Source organism: Alteromonas sp. BMJM2, from assembly GCF_027257845.1.
Classification (GTDB): domain Bacteria; phylum Pseudomonadota; class Gammaproteobacteria; order Enterobacterales; family Alteromonadaceae; genus Alteromonas.
This window is the reverse complement of the sequence record NZ_JAPVOT010000017.1, coordinates 40,383-59,406: the sequence shown is the minus strand read 5'-3', so window position 1 is coordinate 59,406 and position 19,024 is coordinate 40,383. Positions and strand designations below refer to the sequence as shown.

The following is a 19,024-nucleotide window of genomic DNA, read 5'->3' as shown; positions in this document are numbered from 1 at the left end:
TTAAGGCATTTTTAAGGCATTTTTAAGCGAACGTTGCCGCTTCAGCGGCAATCACCCACTCTTCATTAGTGGGTACAACGAAAACGGTCTTTTGTGATGAGGGAGCAGTTATCTCGCCTCCCTTGCCAAACCGTGCGTCGAGATTCTTTTGTGGGTCAATTGCAACGCCCATGTGCGCGAAGTAACCCATCGTGGTTTCTCGAATAAGTGACGAATTTTCACCAATACCGCCAGTGAACACAATGGCATCTAAGGAAGGCACTGCAATAAGGTAACCCGCAATATATTTCGCTAAACGATAGCAGAATATTTCGATAGCAAGTTTTGCCCCTTCATGGCCCTTTTCTGCTTCTTCTTCCAACGTTCTACAATCGTTACTGAGTTCCGAGATGCCTAACAATCCAGACTGCTTATTTAATAAATCGCTAATTTCATCGGCGGTTTTACCTAATTTTTTCTGAAGCGTACCCGGAAGGCTCGGATCTAAATCGCCACATCGGGTGCCCATCACTAAACCCTCTAGAGGAATAAAGCCCATGCTTGTATCAACGGCTTGGCCTTTTTCAATTGCTGCTACGCTGCAACCGTTTCCTAAGTGAGCGCTGATAACACTTGTCTCTTCAACCGGCTTATTCAGAAGCGATGCCGTGCTGTCGAGAATAAATTTATGACTGGTGCCGTGAAAACCGTATCGACGTATTCCATGCTCTCTGTAGAGGTCCATGGGTAGCGCATAGATAAACGCTTTCTGCGGCATAGTTTGAAAAAACGAGGTATCGAATACGCATACATGAGGTAAGTGAGGGTACGCTTTTTGCGCAGTAACAACACCTTTTGCGTTGGCTAAATTATGAAGCGGCGCCATACTGGCGTAGTCTTTAACTGCCGCTAATACCTCATCGTTAACCAATGCAGCCTGCTTAAATTTTTCACCACCATGTACCACGCGGTGCCCCACCGCAACAGGTTTAACCCCTGTATCTTCAATGATTGTTGAAATAGCATTGAGCGCCTCGGTATGACCTGCGTTGGCACTTAATGAGAACGACGTTTTATTGCCATTTAATTTGTAAGTGATGCTCGCATCAAGGTTACCCAAGCTTTCTGCTAAACCGGATAAACCAGCTTCGCCAGTATTAGCATCAATAATGGCGAATTTAACGGAAGAACTGCCACAATTTAAAACAACAACTTCTTTTTTCATGAATTTATTCGTATAAAGGTTAAACGGTGAGTGTGTTGGAATTGTAGCATTTATAATCAACGACGTTGGTTAATGGTTTGCTAAATGTTTTATAAGATGTGTCACAAACCATTCATTTTGATAAACAAATTCATTCAAACACTCAGCGATTTATGTACTTTACTTACGACTAAAAAGAGCATCAAAGTTTGTGAGAATGAAGCGTGAATGAAGGTGTTGGCAGAGCGCGTATATGAGAATGCTTGCATGAGAGCGCATATAAAAGCTCGTATAAAAGCTCGTATAAAAGCTCGTATAAAAGCTCGTATAAAAGCTCGTATAAAAGCTCGTATAAAAGCTCGTATAAAAGCTCGCTAGCAGCGTACACAACACCACCCAGCAAAAGACCAGAAAAAAATTAAAATTTATCGAATTAAAATCAGTAAGTTAGAAACTTTTTCAACTTTTCTTTAAAATAAATTCACTTTTTTTCTTGAAAAGCATTTGGCTAATCCCATATATGATATGTCGGCGCTGAAAGGTCAGGTCGACAATACTGCCGCCGCATGTCGGGGCATCATTTTTTAACATATTGCTTTATTTTAAGGATATGACTATGCGTAATATCGATCTATCTCCACTATACCGTTCATTCATTGGTTCAGACCACCTTGCATCACTTGTAGACGCCGCAGCGCGCTCTGAAAAACAAAATACTTACCCGCCTTACAACATTGAGTTGCTAAGCGACGATAAGTACCGCGTTACTATGGCCATTGCTGGCTTTAGTAAAGACGATGTGTCTATTCAAGTTGAGGAAAACACGCTCACCATTATCGGCAACAAAAAAGCCGACAGTAATGAGAAGAGCGAGCGAAAATATCTTCACAAGGGTATTTCTGAACGCAACTTTGAACGAAAATTCCAATTAGGTGACCATGTAAAAGTGTTGGCTGCTGATATGGAAAATGGCCTTCTACATATCGATATGGAGCGAGTCATTCCTGATGCGAAGAAACCACGAACGATTGAAATTGGTTCGAAGCTTATAGAGAACTAGTCTTTTAATATTGTGTGTTTCCCTGTTTTAAACGGCGCTGTGTGGGCGCCGTTTTTTATGCGTAATATAAAAACAGTAAATGCCTCACTCAGTAAATGAATAGTTCGCTTTACCAGGCTCAGCCGAGGTGAAGTGCCCAGAAAGATTCACGTAGGAAAGCTCCCCAGTCGCAGTTCCCGCTACAACGGTAAACGCGCTGCGTGCAACGCCGTCTTCAAACGAACCATCGTGTTTAAACGTAACGGTGCCTCGTCGCCCGTCAATCACACCGATAAACTCTTCAAAGCCAACAAAACATGCACTAAGACCGCTTTTGTAACTCATGATGAACTCAACGTGACCTTCTCCCTTCATATCACCTTCGTAGGCTTGAACAACGCTGGCGTGCACAGTTTTCACCTTTGCGCACTTCTCTTTTATTACCTCTTCATTCCATTGTGTAATGGTAAATATGCCTTCGCCGTTCATGATTGATTCACTAAACAATTCGCTTTTAGCCATATTATTAAAAATAGTTAATAAAAAGCAATACTGAATTTGTTTCCAAGAGTAACAGGAGGAGTTTATTTACTTTTTACCTCACTTCTGCAAATGCGAGAGCGATTACGAGAAACAATCCGCAGCCATGTTTCCCACAGGCGTGATCCGCATGTTGTGAATTAAATAAAACCTTTTAAAGTGGCCAAGCCGAATGCATTACAGCTAGAGGCATCTTGAATTTCTCCGGCTATGATTTTGTTTTTGAATTCTTTGATGGGCATTTTGAGTACTTTAAGGTCTTCTTCCTCAATATCGAGCTCTTGCTCTCCTTGGCTCAACTCAGAGGCTAAAAAAATGTGATACCCCTGATTACAGAAACCATAGGCGAGGTATTGAAAGCCGATGTACTCCATTTTACCAGCTCGAAGCCCCGTTTCTTCTCTTAACTCCCCGGCAGCAAGTGTTAATGGTGACGCACCGGGGTTGTCTTCCCATGCACCTTGAGGAAACTCTATTTGTCGTTTGCCAATGGTGTATCGATACTGCTCCACCAAATAAACGTGGTCATCGTCTAGAGGAATAATTATCGCAAAGTCAGGCTTTTCTACCACGCCGTAAATGCCTTCTTTACCACTAGCTCGTCTTATTTTATCTTCTCGAACAGTAAGCCATTTATTTTTGTAAACCGTTTTTGAATGCAGTGTATCAATACTCATTGTTATATGTGTCTGTGAAATCTTACTTTAAGAATAGCGCCATAAGCACACAAAGGACAATAATCACGATGATATGAAAAAAACGGAGTTTTCTAACGCTTGCTTAAGCTAGTCAACTGTAAATTTCGACATAGCACGCTGTAGCGACAAGTTGTTCTCGTTCATATCGTTGGCTAATTGCGCTAACGCTTTTGCAATCGACACTTCCTGAGAGGCGGCCTCTTCAACATACACAACATCTTTAGCTACTTCATTGGTTGTTACCGACTGTTGCTCGGCCGCGGCAGACATAGTGTGGGCCATCGCCTCAACGTTGCTAGACGCCTGTTTCACTTTCTGTGCAATAGCTTTGCCGTCTTGTGATATTTTTACCGAGTTTAAAACTAACTCACTATTTTTACTTACGTCGTTGACAACCACTACACTGGCATTCTGTAAGTTGCCTAGCAAACTTGAAATTTTATCTGATGATGAACGACTTCGTTGAGCAAGATTCCTCACTTCATCGGCCACGACAGCAAAGCCACGGCCCTGATCTCCTGCTCTAGCAGCTTCGATGGCAGCATTGAGCGCCAACAAATTTGTTTGATCAGACAGCCCATTAATAGTTTCCAAGATAGAAGCAATCTCTGTAACCTGCTGCTCCATCGCGGTAGCATTGGCTTGAACTCTGTTCATGTCCTCGTTGAGCTTGTCCATAGCGCTAAGCACATCGTCGTTCACGTCTAAGGCCTCATTGGCGAGTAACTCCAATTCTTTACTCGCCTCAAGCGTATCAAGAGAAGCCTGAGCAATATCACGGCTTGTTACTGACACCTCTTCAATTGCTGACGCTATATTGGCCGTAAGTTGTTGTGTATTTCCTGCATCAGACAACATAGCATCACATGATGCATTTAAATCACCGGATAAACGCTTACTTGTTTGAATTGATGGCGCTAGCCCCCTAATGAGGTCACGTAGTGCCATTAAGGTTACGTTGACTGAATGCGATATTTTACCCAGTTCGTTGTTGGTACGCATTGAAAGGTCGACAGTTAAATCGCCATGACGTGCAACGTTATCGAGACTAGTAACCAGCTGAGTAAGTTGCTTACCTAATATAGATAACAGCGTTCTGTAAATGCTGACAAAAAACACGATAGCGAAAGCAATGATAGCAAGCGTGAGATAAAACGACCTACTTGCGATTACATTTTGGGCATCCGCAAAACCAGTAACATGTTCAAGGCTTCTGCTTAGTAACGCAGCTACCTCAAGGATTTGTGCGGTAGCCAATGAAAACCATTCTTCATTCGACGGCAAAGTACTATCGATGCTATTTGCAGTTATTACTTTTTGTGTAGTGAGGCTAAGAGATTGGGCCTGGTTACTTTCCATTATGCTTTTAAACGGAATACGCAGGTCGTTTTGTAAACTAAGAAGCAACTTGCTACTGATATATTCTATTTCACGCTCATAGCCTTTCAGCTCTGATGCCAGTGACGGTGTCATGCTTTGACTTGCTATAGCGCCATTGACCTTACCTCTGCGCTGCCCCATCTTCTCTTTCAGCTGAGCAAACAACAGCGCTTGGGATAAATACATTTTTGAATCAACATTGTGGACGAGCATGATTAGACTATTAGCAACGTTGAGCGCCTTAGCGTTTAGCGCACTGTAATAGGCAAAAGCCCGCTGTCCATTCACATCATCTACCTGCCCTCTGATTGCAGCCTTTTGGCTTAGCTGCGCTAGCATTGGTGAGAATATCTGTTTTATTTTTACATTTGCTTGCCACGAAGCTTGTAACTCTTCGTTAAGCTTTGTAATTGCTTCATCTGCTTTTATCCGCTGCGCTTCTACTTTTTTTCTGGATACCTCCGAAGGGTTCCCTAAAAAGCCAGCGCTTAAACCTCGCTCAACTGCGTGGTGATGAGCTACGCGCTCTACGGCAGCTATCAGGGTAATAACGCGCATATCGTACTCTGCACTTTGAGAGGTTGAATAAGACCGATTGATGTCTTTGTACGCCAAGTAGATAAGCAATATACACAGGGAGCCAGCACTTATAAGCGTTAATTGTAGTATTGAAAGTTTGCGTAAAAATGGCAAAGAACCTACTCCCTCAAAGATAATGGTGCGACATTTTAAGATTTTATTTTGCTGTTTTTATTGCATGACAATGGGATAAATAGTGCGACGTGTTAACTCTTGTTAAAAGAGTATAGAGGCTGATCAAAAACTAGCCAAAAAATTGGCCCTCAAAGATGAAATATAGTTTATTGAAAGAGACGATACGGGGAAGTTAAAGCCTATAAAGACAGAATGTAATGTGGATAATTTAAGAAAACGCCGTGTAATGACACGGCATTTTTATGTAGTTAAGTCAATGTAAGCTGAATTAAGTTAAATATATTCTACTTCAATGATTTCAACTTCAACGCTACCAGCAGGCGTTTGAATGTTTACTGTATCATCCAATTCTTTACCAATTAGTCCGCGAGCAATGGGGGAATTGACTGAGATAAGGTTATTTTTAATATCAGCTTCATCGTCGCCAACAATGCGATATGTCGTTTCTTCTTCGCTGTCTACATTAAGGATAGTAACTGTAGTACCAAAGATAACTTTGCCCGTATTTTCCATTTTAGTCACGTCGATAATTTGCGCGTTCGACAGCTTACCTTCAATATCTTGAATACGGCCTTCGCAGAAACTTTGTTGCTCTCTTGCAGCATGATACTCAGCGTTTTCTTTCAAATCGCCGTGTTCACGCGCATCTGCGATGTCCGCGATAATACGAGGACGTGTCTTGGTTTTAAGTTCGTTTAGCTCATCGCGCAGCATTTGGGCGCCATGCGCGGTCATTGGGTACTGACTCATAAATACAGTCTCGACTAACGTAATATTTAAACTGAAAATGCGCCCTAAGGGCGCACTTTTATATATTCACACAAATGTAATAAAGCTAGGATACCTCGTATCCTAGCTCATGTCATTAGTGATTAATTCGAGCGTGTAGTTCTTGAACAGAGGCTACTTTGTTTCTATCGTCTGCAGATTTTGCTCTGATAGTCGCAAAGGCAGCGTTCATTGTCGTGGTATAGGTTACCTTGTTAACTAACGCTTCACGGCGAATGTACACTGAATCTGTGATTGCCTGACGACCTTCTGTTGTATTGATTAAATAGGCATACTCACCGTTTTTAATCGCATCAACAATGTTAGGGCGACCTTCAGACAACTTATTCACTACTGAACTCATAATGCCTGCATCGTACAGCGTTGTCGCCGTACCGCGGGTAGCTTCAACAGTAAATCCTGCGTCAACCAGCGCTCTTGCAAGCTCAATGATTTTGCTTTTGTCTGTATCACGAACAGAGATAAGTGCCTTACCGCTTTTCGGCAGTGGCGCACCAGCACCTAAGTTCGCTTTCGCATACGCCTCTTCAAACGTATCGCCAACGCCCATAACCTCGCCTGTTGAGCGCATTTCTGGACCTAACAGTGGGTCTACGCCTTGGAATTTAGCGAATGGCAATACCACTTCTTTCACTGAGTAAAACGGTGGAATAATTTCTTTTGTAACACCCTGTTCAGCTAAGCTAACGCCAGCCATAGCGCGCGCTGCTACTTTTGCTAATGGAACGCCCGTTGCTTTAGATACGAAAGGAACCGTACGTGCAGCACGTGGGTTAACTTCGATAAGGTAAACTTCACCGTCTTTAATCGCAAACTGAGTATTCATTAAGCCGATTACGCCAAGCTCAAGAGCCATTGCACGAACCTGTTCACGCATGGTGTCTTGAATTTCTGCTGATAGTGAGTGCGGAGGCAATGAACATGCAGAGTCACCAGAGTGAACACCCGCCTGTTCGATGTGTTCCATGATACCGCCGATAACCACCTCTTTGCCGTCGCAAATCGCATCGATATCCACTTCAATAGCATCATCAAGGAATCGGTCTAGCAGTACTGGGGCGTCGTTCGATACTTTAACCGCTTCATTTAGGTAGCGCTTAAGATCTTTGATGTCGTACACAATTTCCATTGCACGACCACCAAGTACATAAGACGGTCTAACGACTAGCGGGAAGCCAATTTCTTCTGCCATCGCTAGTGCTTGCTCTACATTGGTAACCGTAGAGTTAGCAGGCTGCTTAAGATTCAGCTTGTTAACCATCTGCTGGAAACGCTCGCGGTCTTCCGCGCGGTCAATCGCATCAGGTGAGGTACCCATAATTGGTACGCCTGCAGCTTCAAGAGCTCGTGCAAGTTTCAGTGGCGTTTGGCCACCATACTGAACGATTACGCCTTTAGGCTTCTCTTTTGCCACAATTTCAAGCACATCTTCAAGGGTGACTGGCTCGAAATACAAGCGGTCAGAAGTGTCATAATCGGTAGAAACCGTTTCTGGGTTACAGTTAACCATAATGGTTTCGTAACCATCTTCACGCATTGATAAAGCAGCGTGAACACAGCAGTAGTCAAACTCAATACCTTGACCAATGCGGTTCGGTCCGCCGCCAATAACCATAATTTTGTCACGGTCTGTTGGGTTGGCCTCACACTCTTCGTCATAGGTTGAATACATGTAAGCAGTGCTAGTAGAAAATTCAGCAGCACAGGTATCAACACGCTTATACACTGGAGCTATGCCGAACTCTCTGCGCGTTTCACGCACGTCGCTTTCGGCTACTTTGGTCAGCTCTGCAAGACGAGAGTCAGAGAAACCTTTGCGCTTGAGTGTGCGCATTAAGTCTGCGTCGATGCCTGGTAATCCAATTTCTGCAATCTCAGCTTCGTGTTTAATTAGGTCTTCTAACTGCACCAAGTACCAGCGGTCGATATTGGTTAAGTCGAATACTTCATCGACACTCATGCCCATGCGGAATGCATCGCCGATATACCAAATTCGCTCAGCGCCTGGTTGACGTAATTCGTATATCACTTTGTTGCGTGATTCTGAATCGTCTAAATCAACCATGGAATTAAGACCGTTGGCACCCACTTCCAAGCCGCGTAACGCTTTTTGCAATGACTCTTGCTGGTTACGACCTATAGCCATTACTTCCCCAACAGACTTCATCTGCGTGGTAAGGCGGTCATTTGCACCGGCAAACTTCTCAAAGTTAAAGCGTGGGATCTTGGTCACAACATAATCGATAGACGGCTCGAAAGACGCCGGCGTTAAACCGCCCGTGATGTCATTCGCTAATTCATCAAGGGTATAACCTACCGCAAGCTTGGCAGCTACTTTAGCAATAGGAAAACCTGTTGCTTTCGACGCCAACGCAGAAGAGCGGGATACGCGTGGGTTCATTTCGATGATTACCAAGCGCCCGGTTTTTGGATCAACACCAAACTGAACGTTTGAACCACCGGTTTCAACACCAATTTCACGAAGTACCGCCATGGCAGCATTTCGCATAATTTGGAATTCTTTGTCGGTCAAAGTTTGTGCTGGCGCAACAGTAATCGAGTCGCCAGTGTGAACACCCATTGGGTCGAAATTCTCAATGGTACAAACAATAATGCAGTTATCTGCTTTATCGCGAACCACTTCCATCTCGTACTCTTTCCAGCCGAGTAACGACTCGTCGATAAGCAGTTCGCTTGTAGGTGAAAGGTCAAGACCGCGAGTACAAATTTCATTGAACTCATCAATGTTATAAGCGATACCGCCACCGGTTCCGCCCATAGTAAACGAGGGACGAATAATACACGGGAAGCCAATGCGGCTTAGCACGTCATGGGCTTCATCTATGGTGTGAGCAATTTCAGCACGTGGACACTCAAGCCCAATGTTCTTCATTGCTTTGTCGAATCGTTCGCGGTTTTCAGCTTTATCGATAGCGTCAGCAGTCGCACCGATTAACTCACAGCCAAACTCTTCAAGCACACCGTGCTTGTCTAACTCGAGTGCGCAGTTAAGTGCCGTTTGTCCACCCATCGTAGGAAGGATGGCATCTGGACGCTCTTTTTCAATTATTTTGCGTACTACTTCCCAATGAATTGGCTCGATGTAAGTGGCATCTGCCATTTCAGGGTCGGTCATTATTGTTGCTGGATTAGAGTTAACCAGAATGACGCGGTAACCTTCTTCACGCAGCGCTTTACACGCTTGAGCGCCTGAATAATCAAACTCACAGGCCTGGCCGATAACAATAGGGCCAGCACCTATAATAAGAATACTTTTTATGTCGGTACGTTTTGGCATGTTGGCTAATTCCTACTGCTTGTGTTGTTCAATAAGTTCAATGAAGTGGTCGAATAATGGCGCCGCTTCGTGAGGGCCTGGGCTTGCTTCAGGATGCCCCTGAAAGCTAAACGCTGGCTTGTCGGTGCGATGAATACCCTGCAACGACTTATCGAACAATGAAACGTGGGTGACTTCTAGGTTATCTGGCAAGCTAGATTCATCAACAGCAAAACCGTGGTTTTGGCTGGTGATCATGACCACGTTACGCTTTAGATCTTTAACCGGGTGATTGGCACCATGGTGGCCAAATTTCATTTTGGCGGTAGTCGCACCGCTGGCAAGCGCCAATAACTGGTGCCCTAAGCAAATGCCAAACACTGGAATACCCGTATCAACAATGGTCTTGATTGCTGATATAGCGTAATCACAAGGCTCCGGATCGCCTGGCCCGTTTGATAAAAACACGCCATCGGGTTTCATGGCAAGCACTTCATCAGCAGGTGTTTGCGCTGGTACTAACGTAATTTTGCAACCACGGTCGGCAAGCATGCGAAGGATGTTGTGTTTAACACCGTAGTCGTACGCTACCACATGATATTTGCTTTCACTTGGTGTTACGTAGCCTTTACCAAGCTCCCAGCTTCCTTCTGTCCATGTTTTTGGTTCGGTAATACTCACTACCTTTGCCAAGTCCATGCCTTTAAGACCCGGGAAGGCTTTGGCTTGCTCTAACGCACTAGACTCGTCTAATTCATCAGTACAAATGATGCAACCATTTTGCGCGCCTTTATCTCGAAGAATTCGAGTTAAACGACGGGTATCAATATCTGCTATACCAACAATGCCTTTCGCTTTGAGGTATTCAGATAGAGTTTGTTGTTGACGATAGTTACTAGCAACGAGCGGCAAATCGCGAATAATTAGACCTTTTGACCAGATTTTATCTGCTTCAACGTCTTCAGAATTAGTGCCGGTGTTGCCAATGTGTGGATAGGTAAGGGTAATGATTTGTTCAGCGTAGGATGGGTCGGTAAGAATTTCTTGATAGCCTGTCATGGAAGTGTTGAAAACAACTTCCCCGACGGAGCAGCCAGAGGCACCAATAGCAGTACCTTTAAAAACAGAACCGTCCTCTAACACCAAAAGGGCAGAATGAGCCAAGTCAACCTCCAGATTAAGGATAACTATGTGTTTGTGCAGTTTTTTGCACAAACCCCACAAAAAACGGGAGGTAATGAAAACAATACTTCCCGTTTCACGATCTTTGCAGCTAATAAATACGGGCTATACAGCCGATTTACTCGCTAAGAATTCGAAATTCTGGCAAATTCCGGCGAGTATACATTACTCACCGAAAATGTCTAATTTATTTGTAATAATTTATTAAAATAGCCCTTAACATCGTTTTTTTGCGCAGAACCACTGAAAGTACGGCTTAGTGTTTAAATAACGCTCGCACCGCTCATTCAACGCTCAACTCATGCCCTAGCCGTTGCTGTTCAAGTAGTCCGCGTTCAAGCCCAAACTGGGTTAACGCGGCACTCATTATGTTGCTTTTTTATCGTAGGCAGAGAATAAGCAACGCCCGCATAGCTATTAAAAGCTTCAGATTAAAGCTTTAAATTTAAAACATCAGTCATGGAGTATAGTCCAGGTTTTTGACCACACAACCACTTTGCAGCATGAACAGCACCTTTAGCAAACGTAAGTCGACTCGATGCTTTATGGGTAATTTCTAAACGCTCGCCAATATCAGCGAAAAGCGCAGTGTGCTCACCTACAATATCGCCAGCCCTAACAGTAGCAAAACCAATTGTGCCTTGGTCTCGTTCAGGCTCTTTTCCTTCGCGTCCGTAGACTGCACAGGTACTTAGGTCCCTTCCCAACTCCTCAGCAATGGCTTCGCCAATTGCCATGGCCGTGCCTGAAGGCGCATCTTGTTTAAACCTGTGATGGGCCTCGGTTATTTCAATGTCGGCGGTTTCGCCTAATACGCTAGCCGCTTGCTTTACTAGCGACAGCATTAAGTTAACGCCTACACTGTAGTTGGCAGCGAATACGATAGGAATATGCTTTGCTGCGTCGTCAAGAGCTGCCAACTGCGCTTTATTGAGCCCGGTAGTGCCAATGACCACGGGTGTTTGATTTTTAACGCACCAGGCTAGATTAGTTTCGATAATGGAAGGAAGTGTAAAGTCAATCATTACGTCGGCATCCCCCCTTGATAACGATGAAAACCCGGAGCAATTCACTGGCTTTTTACCAATACCGGCGAGTTCGCCCACGTTCATACCTACCCAAGGAGAATCGTCTCTCACCGTCGCAACGCTTAGGTCTGTATCTTCACTTAAGTCTAGCGCCTCAATTAGCACTCTACCCATGCGCCCATTAGCGCCAAATAAACCAACTTTCATACTTAATCTTTTAAACTAAAAAAAACTTGGTTACATTTTGCCAAATGCATTCACTAATGCAATGTGATTGTTAGATTAATTAAAGTTATATCACGGTTTAAGATAATTAGAATACGTTGAAAATGTCTGTGCCAACTCCATCAGCAAATCAAACATTATGCGCTTGCTGATGACTTTTATCATTTCAACCTCGAATTTTGCTCACAGAGTCTATACGATAGAAAAAATAGTACTCACCAATCACTCATATCGACTCACACTAATAAAGAATACCTCTTATGAAAAAAAGGCTTATCTGGGACTTACCTACTCGACTCTTCCACTGGCTTTTGGTGCTGAGCATATTAGCTCAATACATTACCGCCGACTTGCTTGACGATGCTGTCCAGTGGCATTTCTATATAGGTTATTTCACGTTGGGGCTTATTATTTTCAGATTACTCTGGGGGATGGTAGGACCGAAGTACGCTAAGTTTAGTCAATTTGTGAAAGGGCCTAGGGATGTGTTTGAGTACGCAAAAACACTGTTTGACCGAGACAGCTTACCATCGGTTGGACACAATCCATTGGGCGGCTGGTTTGTAGTGGTTATGATTGTATTAGTGCTTGTACAGGCGGTCTCAGGACTCTTTATGACCGACGATATCTTTCTCGACGGCCCACTCAGAAGAATGGCTACAGACAATGTACTAACAATAATGAATACATTGCACCATGTAGCATTCGATACGCTTCTATACGTGATTATACTGCATATTGGGGCAAGCATATTTTACGGTATTTATAAGAGACAACAACTTTTGCCGCCAATGATAAGCGGTAAAAAACCCTTACCAGTAGACGATGAGCAATATTACGGCGAAACTCAGGGAATACGGCACTCGCACATAGGTAGAGCTATCATAATTGCGCTGATTGCCGCGGCGTCTGTATATATCATAGTTGAAGTATTCCCCCCCTCTTCGAGCGCAACACAATATTATTACTAGCGCTAGTATTACGATAAGTTAGCGTATTTTTAAAAAGCGCTTCTTTTGACGAGAAAGTTAAAAGTAAGCGCTACGGTGTTTTTTACTTAAAAACGACTCAACTATACACTCACATTCTCTACCAGCCCTTTTTCTCGCATCAGCGTCGCAATTTCAGCTACGCTGCTTGGGTCATCAATGGTTGAAGGAACTGACACCGGCTCGTCTGAGGCAATTTGTCGTAATAGTTTACGAAGGATCTTACCCGACCTAGTCTTCGGCAAACGCTTCACAACGATAGCTCGCTTAAAACAGGCCACAGGGCCAATGCTGCTCCTTACCGAGGCAACCAACTCTTTTTCTAAATCCGACTCATTGATAGTGGCGCCGTCCTTTAACAAAACTAGCCCCACTGGAAGTTGGCCTTTTAATGCATCGTTCACCCCTATCACGCTACATTCAGCAATTGCTGGATGTGCAGCAAGAACTTCTTCCATTTCTCCCGTTGAGAGTCTATGGCCTGCTACATTGATTACATCGTCGGTGCGCCCCATAATAAAAACGTACCCGTCCTCATCGATATACCCGTTATCTCCCGTACTGTAGTAGCCCTCAAACTCTCTTAGATAGCCATTAACTAGCCTAGAGTGGTCCTGCCATATGGTACACAAACAGCCTGGGGGCAGCGGCAGTCGGATAGCAATAGAGCCTTTTTGTCCGGGTGCTGACTCACTATCAACACCGTTCAACACTTTCACGTTAAACCCAGGTGTGGGAACACTTGAGGAGCCTGGCTTGGTGTTCATTGGCTCTATTCCCATCGGATTTGAGCAAATAGGCCACCCGGTTTCAGTTTGCCACCAGTGGTCCACCACCGGCTTATTCGTTTTTTCTAAAGTCCAATAGTAAGTAGGAGGGTCTAGGCGCTCACCGGCCATAAAAATAGTGCGCAAACTGGAAAGATCATGTTGCTTGATGAACTCGCCTTCTGGATCTTCTTTACGAATGGCTCTAAAAGCAGTAGGCGCACCAAACAAAATATTGATTTTGTGTCGCTCTATCATACTCCAAAATGCACCAGCATCAGGTGTGCCCACTGGCTTACCCTCATACATTACCGACGTTGCGCCTTTAATTAACGGGCCATAAACAATGTAAGAATGCCCTACTACCCACCCCACATCCGAAGCCGCCCAGAATATGTCATTCTCATCTATTCCATACAGCGCCCCCATAGAATAATGCAATGCTACAGCATGACCACCGTTATCTCGCACTACACCTTTGGGTTTGCCTGTTGTACCAGATGTATAAAGAATGTAGAGAGGGTCAGTAGCATCTACATTAACTGCACCAACGGGTGAGCTAGTTTCCATTAGACAATGCCAATCATAGTCAAAAGAGGCATTGAGATCGGCATGCAGTTGAGGCCGTTGAAAAACCACGCAGCCGTTAGGCTTATGCGAGGCAAGCTCAATGGCACTGTCTACCAATGGCTTATAAGGGAGCAACTTGGCCCCCTCAATCCCGCAAGATGCAGTAACGATAAATGAAGGAGTAGCGTCATCTATACGTACCGCTAATTCATTTGCTGCAAAGCCACCGAAGACCACAGAGTGAACAGCCCCCAATCGCGCGCACGCTAACATAGCAATGACGGCCTGCGGGATCATGGGCATATAAATAATGACTCTATCACCTTTTGATACACCAAGTTGATGAAGTGCGCCTGCAAACGTAGCCACCTCCTGTAGCAATTCACTGTAGCTATAGGTTCGTGTGGTATTGGTAACCGGAGAATCGTAGATAAGAGCGGTTTTGTCTCCCCTCCCTTCATTGACATGGTGATCTAACGCAAGGTAACAGGTGTTTAATTGTCCACCTTTGAACCAGCTGTGATATCCATTTTCAGAGTCTGATAATGCTGCCTGAGGCTTTTTAAACCATTCAATTTGATGCGCTTTCTCTAGCCAAAATTGTTCGGGAGAGGTTGTAGAGGCAGTATATTCTTCTTTGTAGTTCATAACCAAATCCGTTGTAGAGTTCATGGTTACAATACTTCACTACTGTGAGAATGCTTATAAGACTTCAGGCTTACATTCGTTAATTATTTGTGTACGCAGTAAAAAGGTTAAGTAGTTTCTTTATCAGCCTTGCAAAAGCTTATCTATCCGAGGCAATAACACCCACGCTTTTATGATCACCTATTATTGGATCTTTCTAGTCTCTAAACGAGGCGGAAACGGCCATAGGTACTTATAACCAATAGAATTTAATAAACAATCATCAATAGCTTTCATCAATTCCCCACGTTACTATACTCCCATAGATAGCTGAATTTACTGAGACAAATAGATGGAAACGCCAGAGACTGAACAGTCTTTATTCTGGGTGGGTGTGGGGGCGTCTGCGGGCGGCCTTGATGCAATTCAATCACTGTGTAAACTATTGCCCCGTGACGCGAACATGGTTTATATCATTGCATTACATTTATCCCCAAAGCACGATAGCAAACTCACAGAATTAATTCAGCGTGTGACATCTCTTGATGTACAAACCATCGTAGACGGCATCGAAGCCCAACCCAATGTGGTTTATATTACACCTCCTAACTATGATGTCTTCATTGTAAATAATACCATTCATCTTTCTGCGCCTGGCCCAAAAGCCCTGGCCAAACCTTCTGTAAACACGTTATTCAAATCGCTGGCAGAGCAAAAAGGTGAGCGAAGTATTGGCGTAGTACTATCTGGAACCGGGTCCGATGGTGCTCATGGTGTTAAAGTGATTCGCGCGTCCGGTGGTTGCACTTACGCACAACAACCAGAGTCGGCATCTTACGACGGAATGCCAAATGCATCCATTGATACCGATTGTGTTGATTTTATATTGGAACCGGGAGAAATAGGTAAACACCTAAGCGATTTAAGCACTCAATTACCAAAAGCGTTGCGAGCTAGGCTCGATGCGGTGGAAGCAAAAGATAGGTTTGCAGAGCTTATTAATATTGTTCGAAAACAATGTGGTGTATCGTTTAAGCAATATAAAAAAGCAACACTTCAGCGACGTATCGAACGACGAATGCTCGCAAGGCGGCTCAGTAATTTTAATTCTTATGTGGACCTGTTACGTCGCGAACCGACTGAAGTCGAACTTCTCTACAAAGACATTTTAATATCTGTCACTAACTTCTTCCGAGATCCGAACACATTCAAACAATTATCACCTATTCTTGACGACATTGTTGCTCAAAAATCTGAGGGCGAACCGCTGCGATTATGGGTGGTCGGCTGTGCGACGGGCGAAGAGGCGTATAGCTTGGCAATTATGCTGGCCGAGGCTGTGGGAGGGTTAGACCAGTTGGCAGCTGGCGATCATCAAATTTTCTCAACCGATGTAGATGCAAATGCACTTGCCATCGCACGACGAGGAGTTTATAGCGAAGCGTCTATGGCAGACGTGCCGCCCGCTTACAGAGAGAAATACTTTAAAAGAAAAAATAACGGTTATGAAATCATTGATGAACTCAAGCGAGTCATATTATTTTCTAATCACAATATTGCAGATGATCCGCCTTTTTTACGCGTAGACCTAATCACCTGCCGCAATTTACTTATTTACTTTGAGCAAGAGCTGCAGAAAAAAGTGTATCGCATATTTCATTATTCGTTGCGAGAACGCGGCTATATGTTTTTAGGGAAATCAGAAAGCACATCACAAGTTACTGATATATTTAGAACTATTCACTCTCAGGAGCGTATTTTTCAGAAGCGAAGCGTGACATCGTTCAATCCTCAGCGCTTTTATTTAAGTAACAAAACGGTGGGAGGTGCACTTACTGAGAGCCGCTCGGCGGTGCATGATTCGTCTGCTCCCAAATTACCAGAAACGCTTATAGAGCAACTGGGCGACGCCTGTATTATGGTCAATGACAATTTAGACATTGAACATAGCTATGGTAAAAGCTCGACTTACATAAAGTTCTCAAAAGGAAAGCCTTCTCTCAATTTGAGCGAAATTATCATTGAAGTCTTTAAGCATGAAATTCGCCCGCTTATTTACAAAGCCCTAAAAACGAAAGCACTTTCTGAGGGACAGCCTCGCCGTCTCTCTATGGAAGGCACGCCATACCAAGTTAAAATGTCCGTTTATCCTATCGCAGTTGAGGAGACATCCGAATCGTTCTTACTGGTTTGCTTCAACCGGTTAAAGAAAATTGAGGAGCATGATGTACAAACGTTAGCAGACGAAAACTCGCATCGCGTAAAAGAGTTAGAAGACGAGCTTTCAATGGCCAGGGAGCACATACAAACTGTTATTGAAGAGCTTGAGACTTCTAACGAAGAACTTCAATCAATGAACGAAGAGCTTCAGTCTTCCAATGAAGAATTACAGTCTTCAAATGAAGAGTTGGAAACCACCAACGAAGAATTACAGTCAACCAATGAAGAGTTAGTCACGATGAATGACCAACTCAATGAAAAAACGACGGCCATTGAGCGCATGTCAAATCAGTTGGTCAACCTGAAAAATTCGCTACAATTCCCTTTAATTTACGTCGACACTAAGTTTAATGCTGTTCAAGCAAACATAGCCGCAAAAACATTTTTCTCCTTACAAGAAGATTTGAGTAATTTTAGTTCTCGATTACAGAGGGCCTTCAAATCGAATGACATCATTGAACTCACCTATGAAGTCATAAATAAAGAAAAAGAAGAGGTTATTCAAGTGGTAACTGACGATAGCCACTACGATGTTCACGTTATGCCATTTGTGAGTACGAACAATCAAGTTGAAGGTGCTATTTTGAGCTTTATTGATATCACCACAATAATGCTTCAGCAAAAAGAACTTGAAGAGAAGCGGCTTTTAGCACACCAAGCTAGTCAGGCAAAAACAGAGTTTTTGGCAAATGTGAGTCATGAGATACGGACTCCGCTTAACGCAATCGTAGGTGTGAATGAAGTATTTCGCTTGAATGTATCTGACGAGAGTAAGCAAGAGCGCCTGCTTGCTATACTGAATAATGCGACAGGCAAGTTAAAAGCCCTGTTGAATGATTTACTTGATTTCGCAAAGCTTGAAACGGGGCAGCTGACCCTTGAATACACTGAATTTTCAATTCAAGATATTATCCGAGATTTGATTGAGCTTTATTCTGTTGATAAAAAGAGCGACGGAATTACTATTTCAACGGTATTAAGTCACGAATTGCCTGAGCAATTCATTGGAGATCCTTTGCGTATTCAGCAGATAGTGACTAACCTTCTGTCAAACTCCATTAAATTTACTGACTCAGGCACAATAAAAGTTAAGGCACATGGAGAGTGGAAGCAAACCATCTATTACTTAGTGATAGAGGTGGTTGACACCGGTATCGGTATGTCTAAAGAAAGTGTGAACTTGATCTTTGATAAGTTTACTCAAGCAAATGCCAGTATAGCGCGAAGGTTTGGTGGCTCTGGACTCGGATTAGCGATAATCAGAGAGTTAGTTAGCTTATTCGGCGGTACCATTGAAGTTGAAAGTGAAGAAGGTGAAGGTTCATCGTTTAAAATAACGCTGCCACTTCGGACACCCCAATACATTAAAGAGCCTCTACAATCGAAACACAATGAAACGTACAAACTAGACATTCACGACGAAGAAAAAGTCCTCGTTGTTGAAGATAATGAGACGAATGTTTTTATCATTTCATCCTATTTAGACGAGTTTGGCGTCGCATACGACGTAGCTGAAAATGGTGAGCGCGCGCTAGAAGCGCTTAAAGGGTCTAGCTACTCCGTTATTCTGTTAGATCTTCAAATGGACGGTATGGATGGATTTGAATTTTATGAACGGTTCAAATTAATGCAATCCACAGGTAAACATGAAGCGTCGAAAGTTGTTGCTGTGTCTGCTCATGTTCATAACGATATTATTAAACGGTGTCGCGGGGCTGGGATGATCGAATTTTTACCCAAACCTGTGGAGATCAGTTCTCTATTTAAGTTATTGAAAAAGTACCTAGGAAAATAAT

At 43.6% G+C, this 19,024-nt stretch carries 12 protein-coding genes; 3 read left to right on the top strand and 9 right to left on the bottom strand.

Annotated features, from left to right (window positions below):
- Positions 1-22 precede the first annotated feature (22 nt).
- Entirely contained in the window at positions 23-1,204 is a 1,182-nt protein-coding gene (locus tag O9X84_RS15630; RefSeq protein ID WP_269520623.1) for an acetate kinase, read from the bottom strand.
- A gap of 595 nt (positions 1,205-1,799) precedes the next feature.
- Between O9X84_RS15630 and O9X84_RS15625 the strand changes: the two genes are divergently transcribed.
- Entirely contained in the window at positions 1,800-2,243 is a 444-nt protein-coding gene (locus O9X84_RS15625) for an Hsp20 family protein (RefSeq protein WP_269520622.1), read from the top strand.
- Positions 2,244-2,327: 84 nt separating this feature from the next.
- Here the strand turns inward: O9X84_RS15625 and O9X84_RS15620 are convergent, their stop codons facing one another.
- From O9X84_RS15620 to dapB, 7 genes are all read right to left on the bottom strand, one after another.
- Positions 2,328-2,744: a DUF3224 domain-containing protein gene (locus O9X84_RS15620; RefSeq protein ID WP_269520621.1), complete on the bottom strand. Its 417-nt coding sequence runs from the start codon at positions 2,742-2,744 to the stop codon at positions 2,328-2,330.
- Between the two features lie 158 nt (positions 2,745-2,902).
- A complete protein-coding gene (locus O9X84_RS15615) occupies positions 2,903-3,439 on the bottom strand; it encodes an NUDIX domain-containing protein (RefSeq protein WP_269520620.1) in 537 nt (178 codons plus the stop codon).
- Between the two features lie 108 nt (positions 3,440-3,547).
- Positions 3,548-5,533, bottom strand: coding sequence for a methyl-accepting chemotaxis protein (locus tag O9X84_RS15610; protein WP_269520619.1), 1,986 nt, complete (start codon positions 5,531-5,533; stop codon positions 3,548-3,550).
- Positions 5,534-5,827: 294 nt separating this feature from the next.
- Positions 5,828-6,304 carry a transcription elongation factor GreA gene (gene greA / locus O9X84_RS15605; protein WP_163105594.1) on the bottom strand — a complete coding sequence of 159 codons (477 nt, stop codon included), beginning with the start codon at positions 6,302-6,304 and terminating at the stop codon, positions 5,828-5,830.
- 115 nt (positions 6,305-6,419) lie between these two features.
- Positions 6,420-9,641 carry a carbamoyl-phosphate synthase large subunit gene (gene carB, locus O9X84_RS15600; RefSeq protein WP_269520618.1) on the bottom strand — a complete coding sequence of 1,074 codons (3,222 nt, stop codon included), beginning with the start codon at positions 9,639-9,641 and terminating at the stop codon, positions 6,420-6,422.
- A 12-nt stretch (positions 9,642-9,653) separates the two neighbouring features.
- On the bottom strand, positions 9,654-10,784 hold the full coding sequence (gene carA / locus O9X84_RS15595; RefSeq protein WP_269520617.1) for a glutamine-hydrolyzing carbamoyl-phosphate synthase small subunit: 1,131 nt from the start codon (positions 10,782-10,784) through the stop codon (positions 9,654-9,656).
- A 449-nt stretch (positions 10,785-11,233) separates the two neighbouring features.
- Entirely contained in the window at positions 11,234-12,037 is an 804-nt protein-coding gene (dapB, locus tag O9X84_RS15590) for a 4-hydroxy-tetrahydrodipicolinate reductase (RefSeq protein WP_269520616.1), read from the bottom strand.
- Between the two features lie 278 nt (positions 12,038-12,315).
- On the opposite strand from dapB, the gene O9X84_RS15585 reads away from it, so the two are divergent.
- Entirely contained in the window at positions 12,316-13,026 is a 711-nt protein-coding gene (locus tag O9X84_RS15585) for a cytochrome b/b6 domain-containing protein (RefSeq protein ID WP_269520615.1), read from the top strand.
- A 101-nt stretch (positions 13,027-13,127) separates the two neighbouring features.
- On the opposite strand, the gene O9X84_RS15580 is transcribed toward O9X84_RS15585, so the two are convergent.
- Positions 13,128-15,029 carry a propionyl-CoA synthetase gene (locus tag O9X84_RS15580; protein WP_269520614.1) on the bottom strand — a complete coding sequence of 634 codons (1,902 nt, stop codon included), beginning with the start codon at positions 15,027-15,029 and terminating at the stop codon, positions 13,128-13,130.
- A gap of 331 nt (positions 15,030-15,360) precedes the next feature.
- On the opposite strand from O9X84_RS15580, the gene O9X84_RS15575 reads away from it, so the two are divergent.
- Complete coding sequence (locus tag O9X84_RS15575; RefSeq protein ID WP_269520613.1) at positions 15,361-19,023, top strand: CheR family methyltransferase; 3,663 nt, start codon at positions 15,361-15,363, stop codon at positions 19,021-19,023.
- Position 19,024: the final 1 nt, after the last annotated feature.

Coding starts and splice junctions, on each gene's coding strand:
- O9X84_RS15630 (WP_269520623.1), bottom strand. CDS start 1,204: ATGAAAAAAGAAGTTGTTGTTTTAAATTGTGGCAGTTCTTCCGTTAAA.
- O9X84_RS15625 (WP_269520622.1), top strand. CDS start 1,800: ATGCGTAATATCGATCTATCTCCACTATACCGTTCATTCATTGGTTCA.
- O9X84_RS15620 (WP_269520621.1), bottom strand. CDS start 2,744: ATGGCTAAAAGCGAATTGTTTAGTGAATCAATCATGAACGGCGAAGGC.
- O9X84_RS15615 (WP_269520620.1), bottom strand. CDS start 3,439: ATGAGTATTGATACACTGCATTCAAAAACGGTTTACAAAAATAAATGG.
- greA (WP_163105594.1), bottom strand. CDS start 6,304: ATGAGTCAGTACCCAATGACCGCGCATGGCGCCCAAATGCTGCGCGAT.
- carB (WP_269520618.1), bottom strand. CDS start 9,641: ATGCCAAAACGTACCGACATAAAAAGTATTCTTATTATAGGTGCTGGC.
- dapB (WP_269520616.1), bottom strand. CDS start 12,037: ATGAAAGTTGGTTTATTTGGCGCTAATGGGCGCATGGGTAGAGTGCTA.
- O9X84_RS15585 (WP_269520615.1), top strand. CDS start 12,316: ATGAAAAAAAGGCTTATCTGGGACTTACCTACTCGACTCTTCCACTGG.
- O9X84_RS15580 (WP_269520614.1), bottom strand. CDS start 15,029: ATGAACTACAAAGAAGAATATACTGCCTCTACAACCTCTCCCGAACAA.
- O9X84_RS15575 (WP_269520613.1), top strand. CDS start 15,361: ATGGAAACGCCAGAGACTGAACAGTCTTTATTCTGGGTGGGTGTGGGG.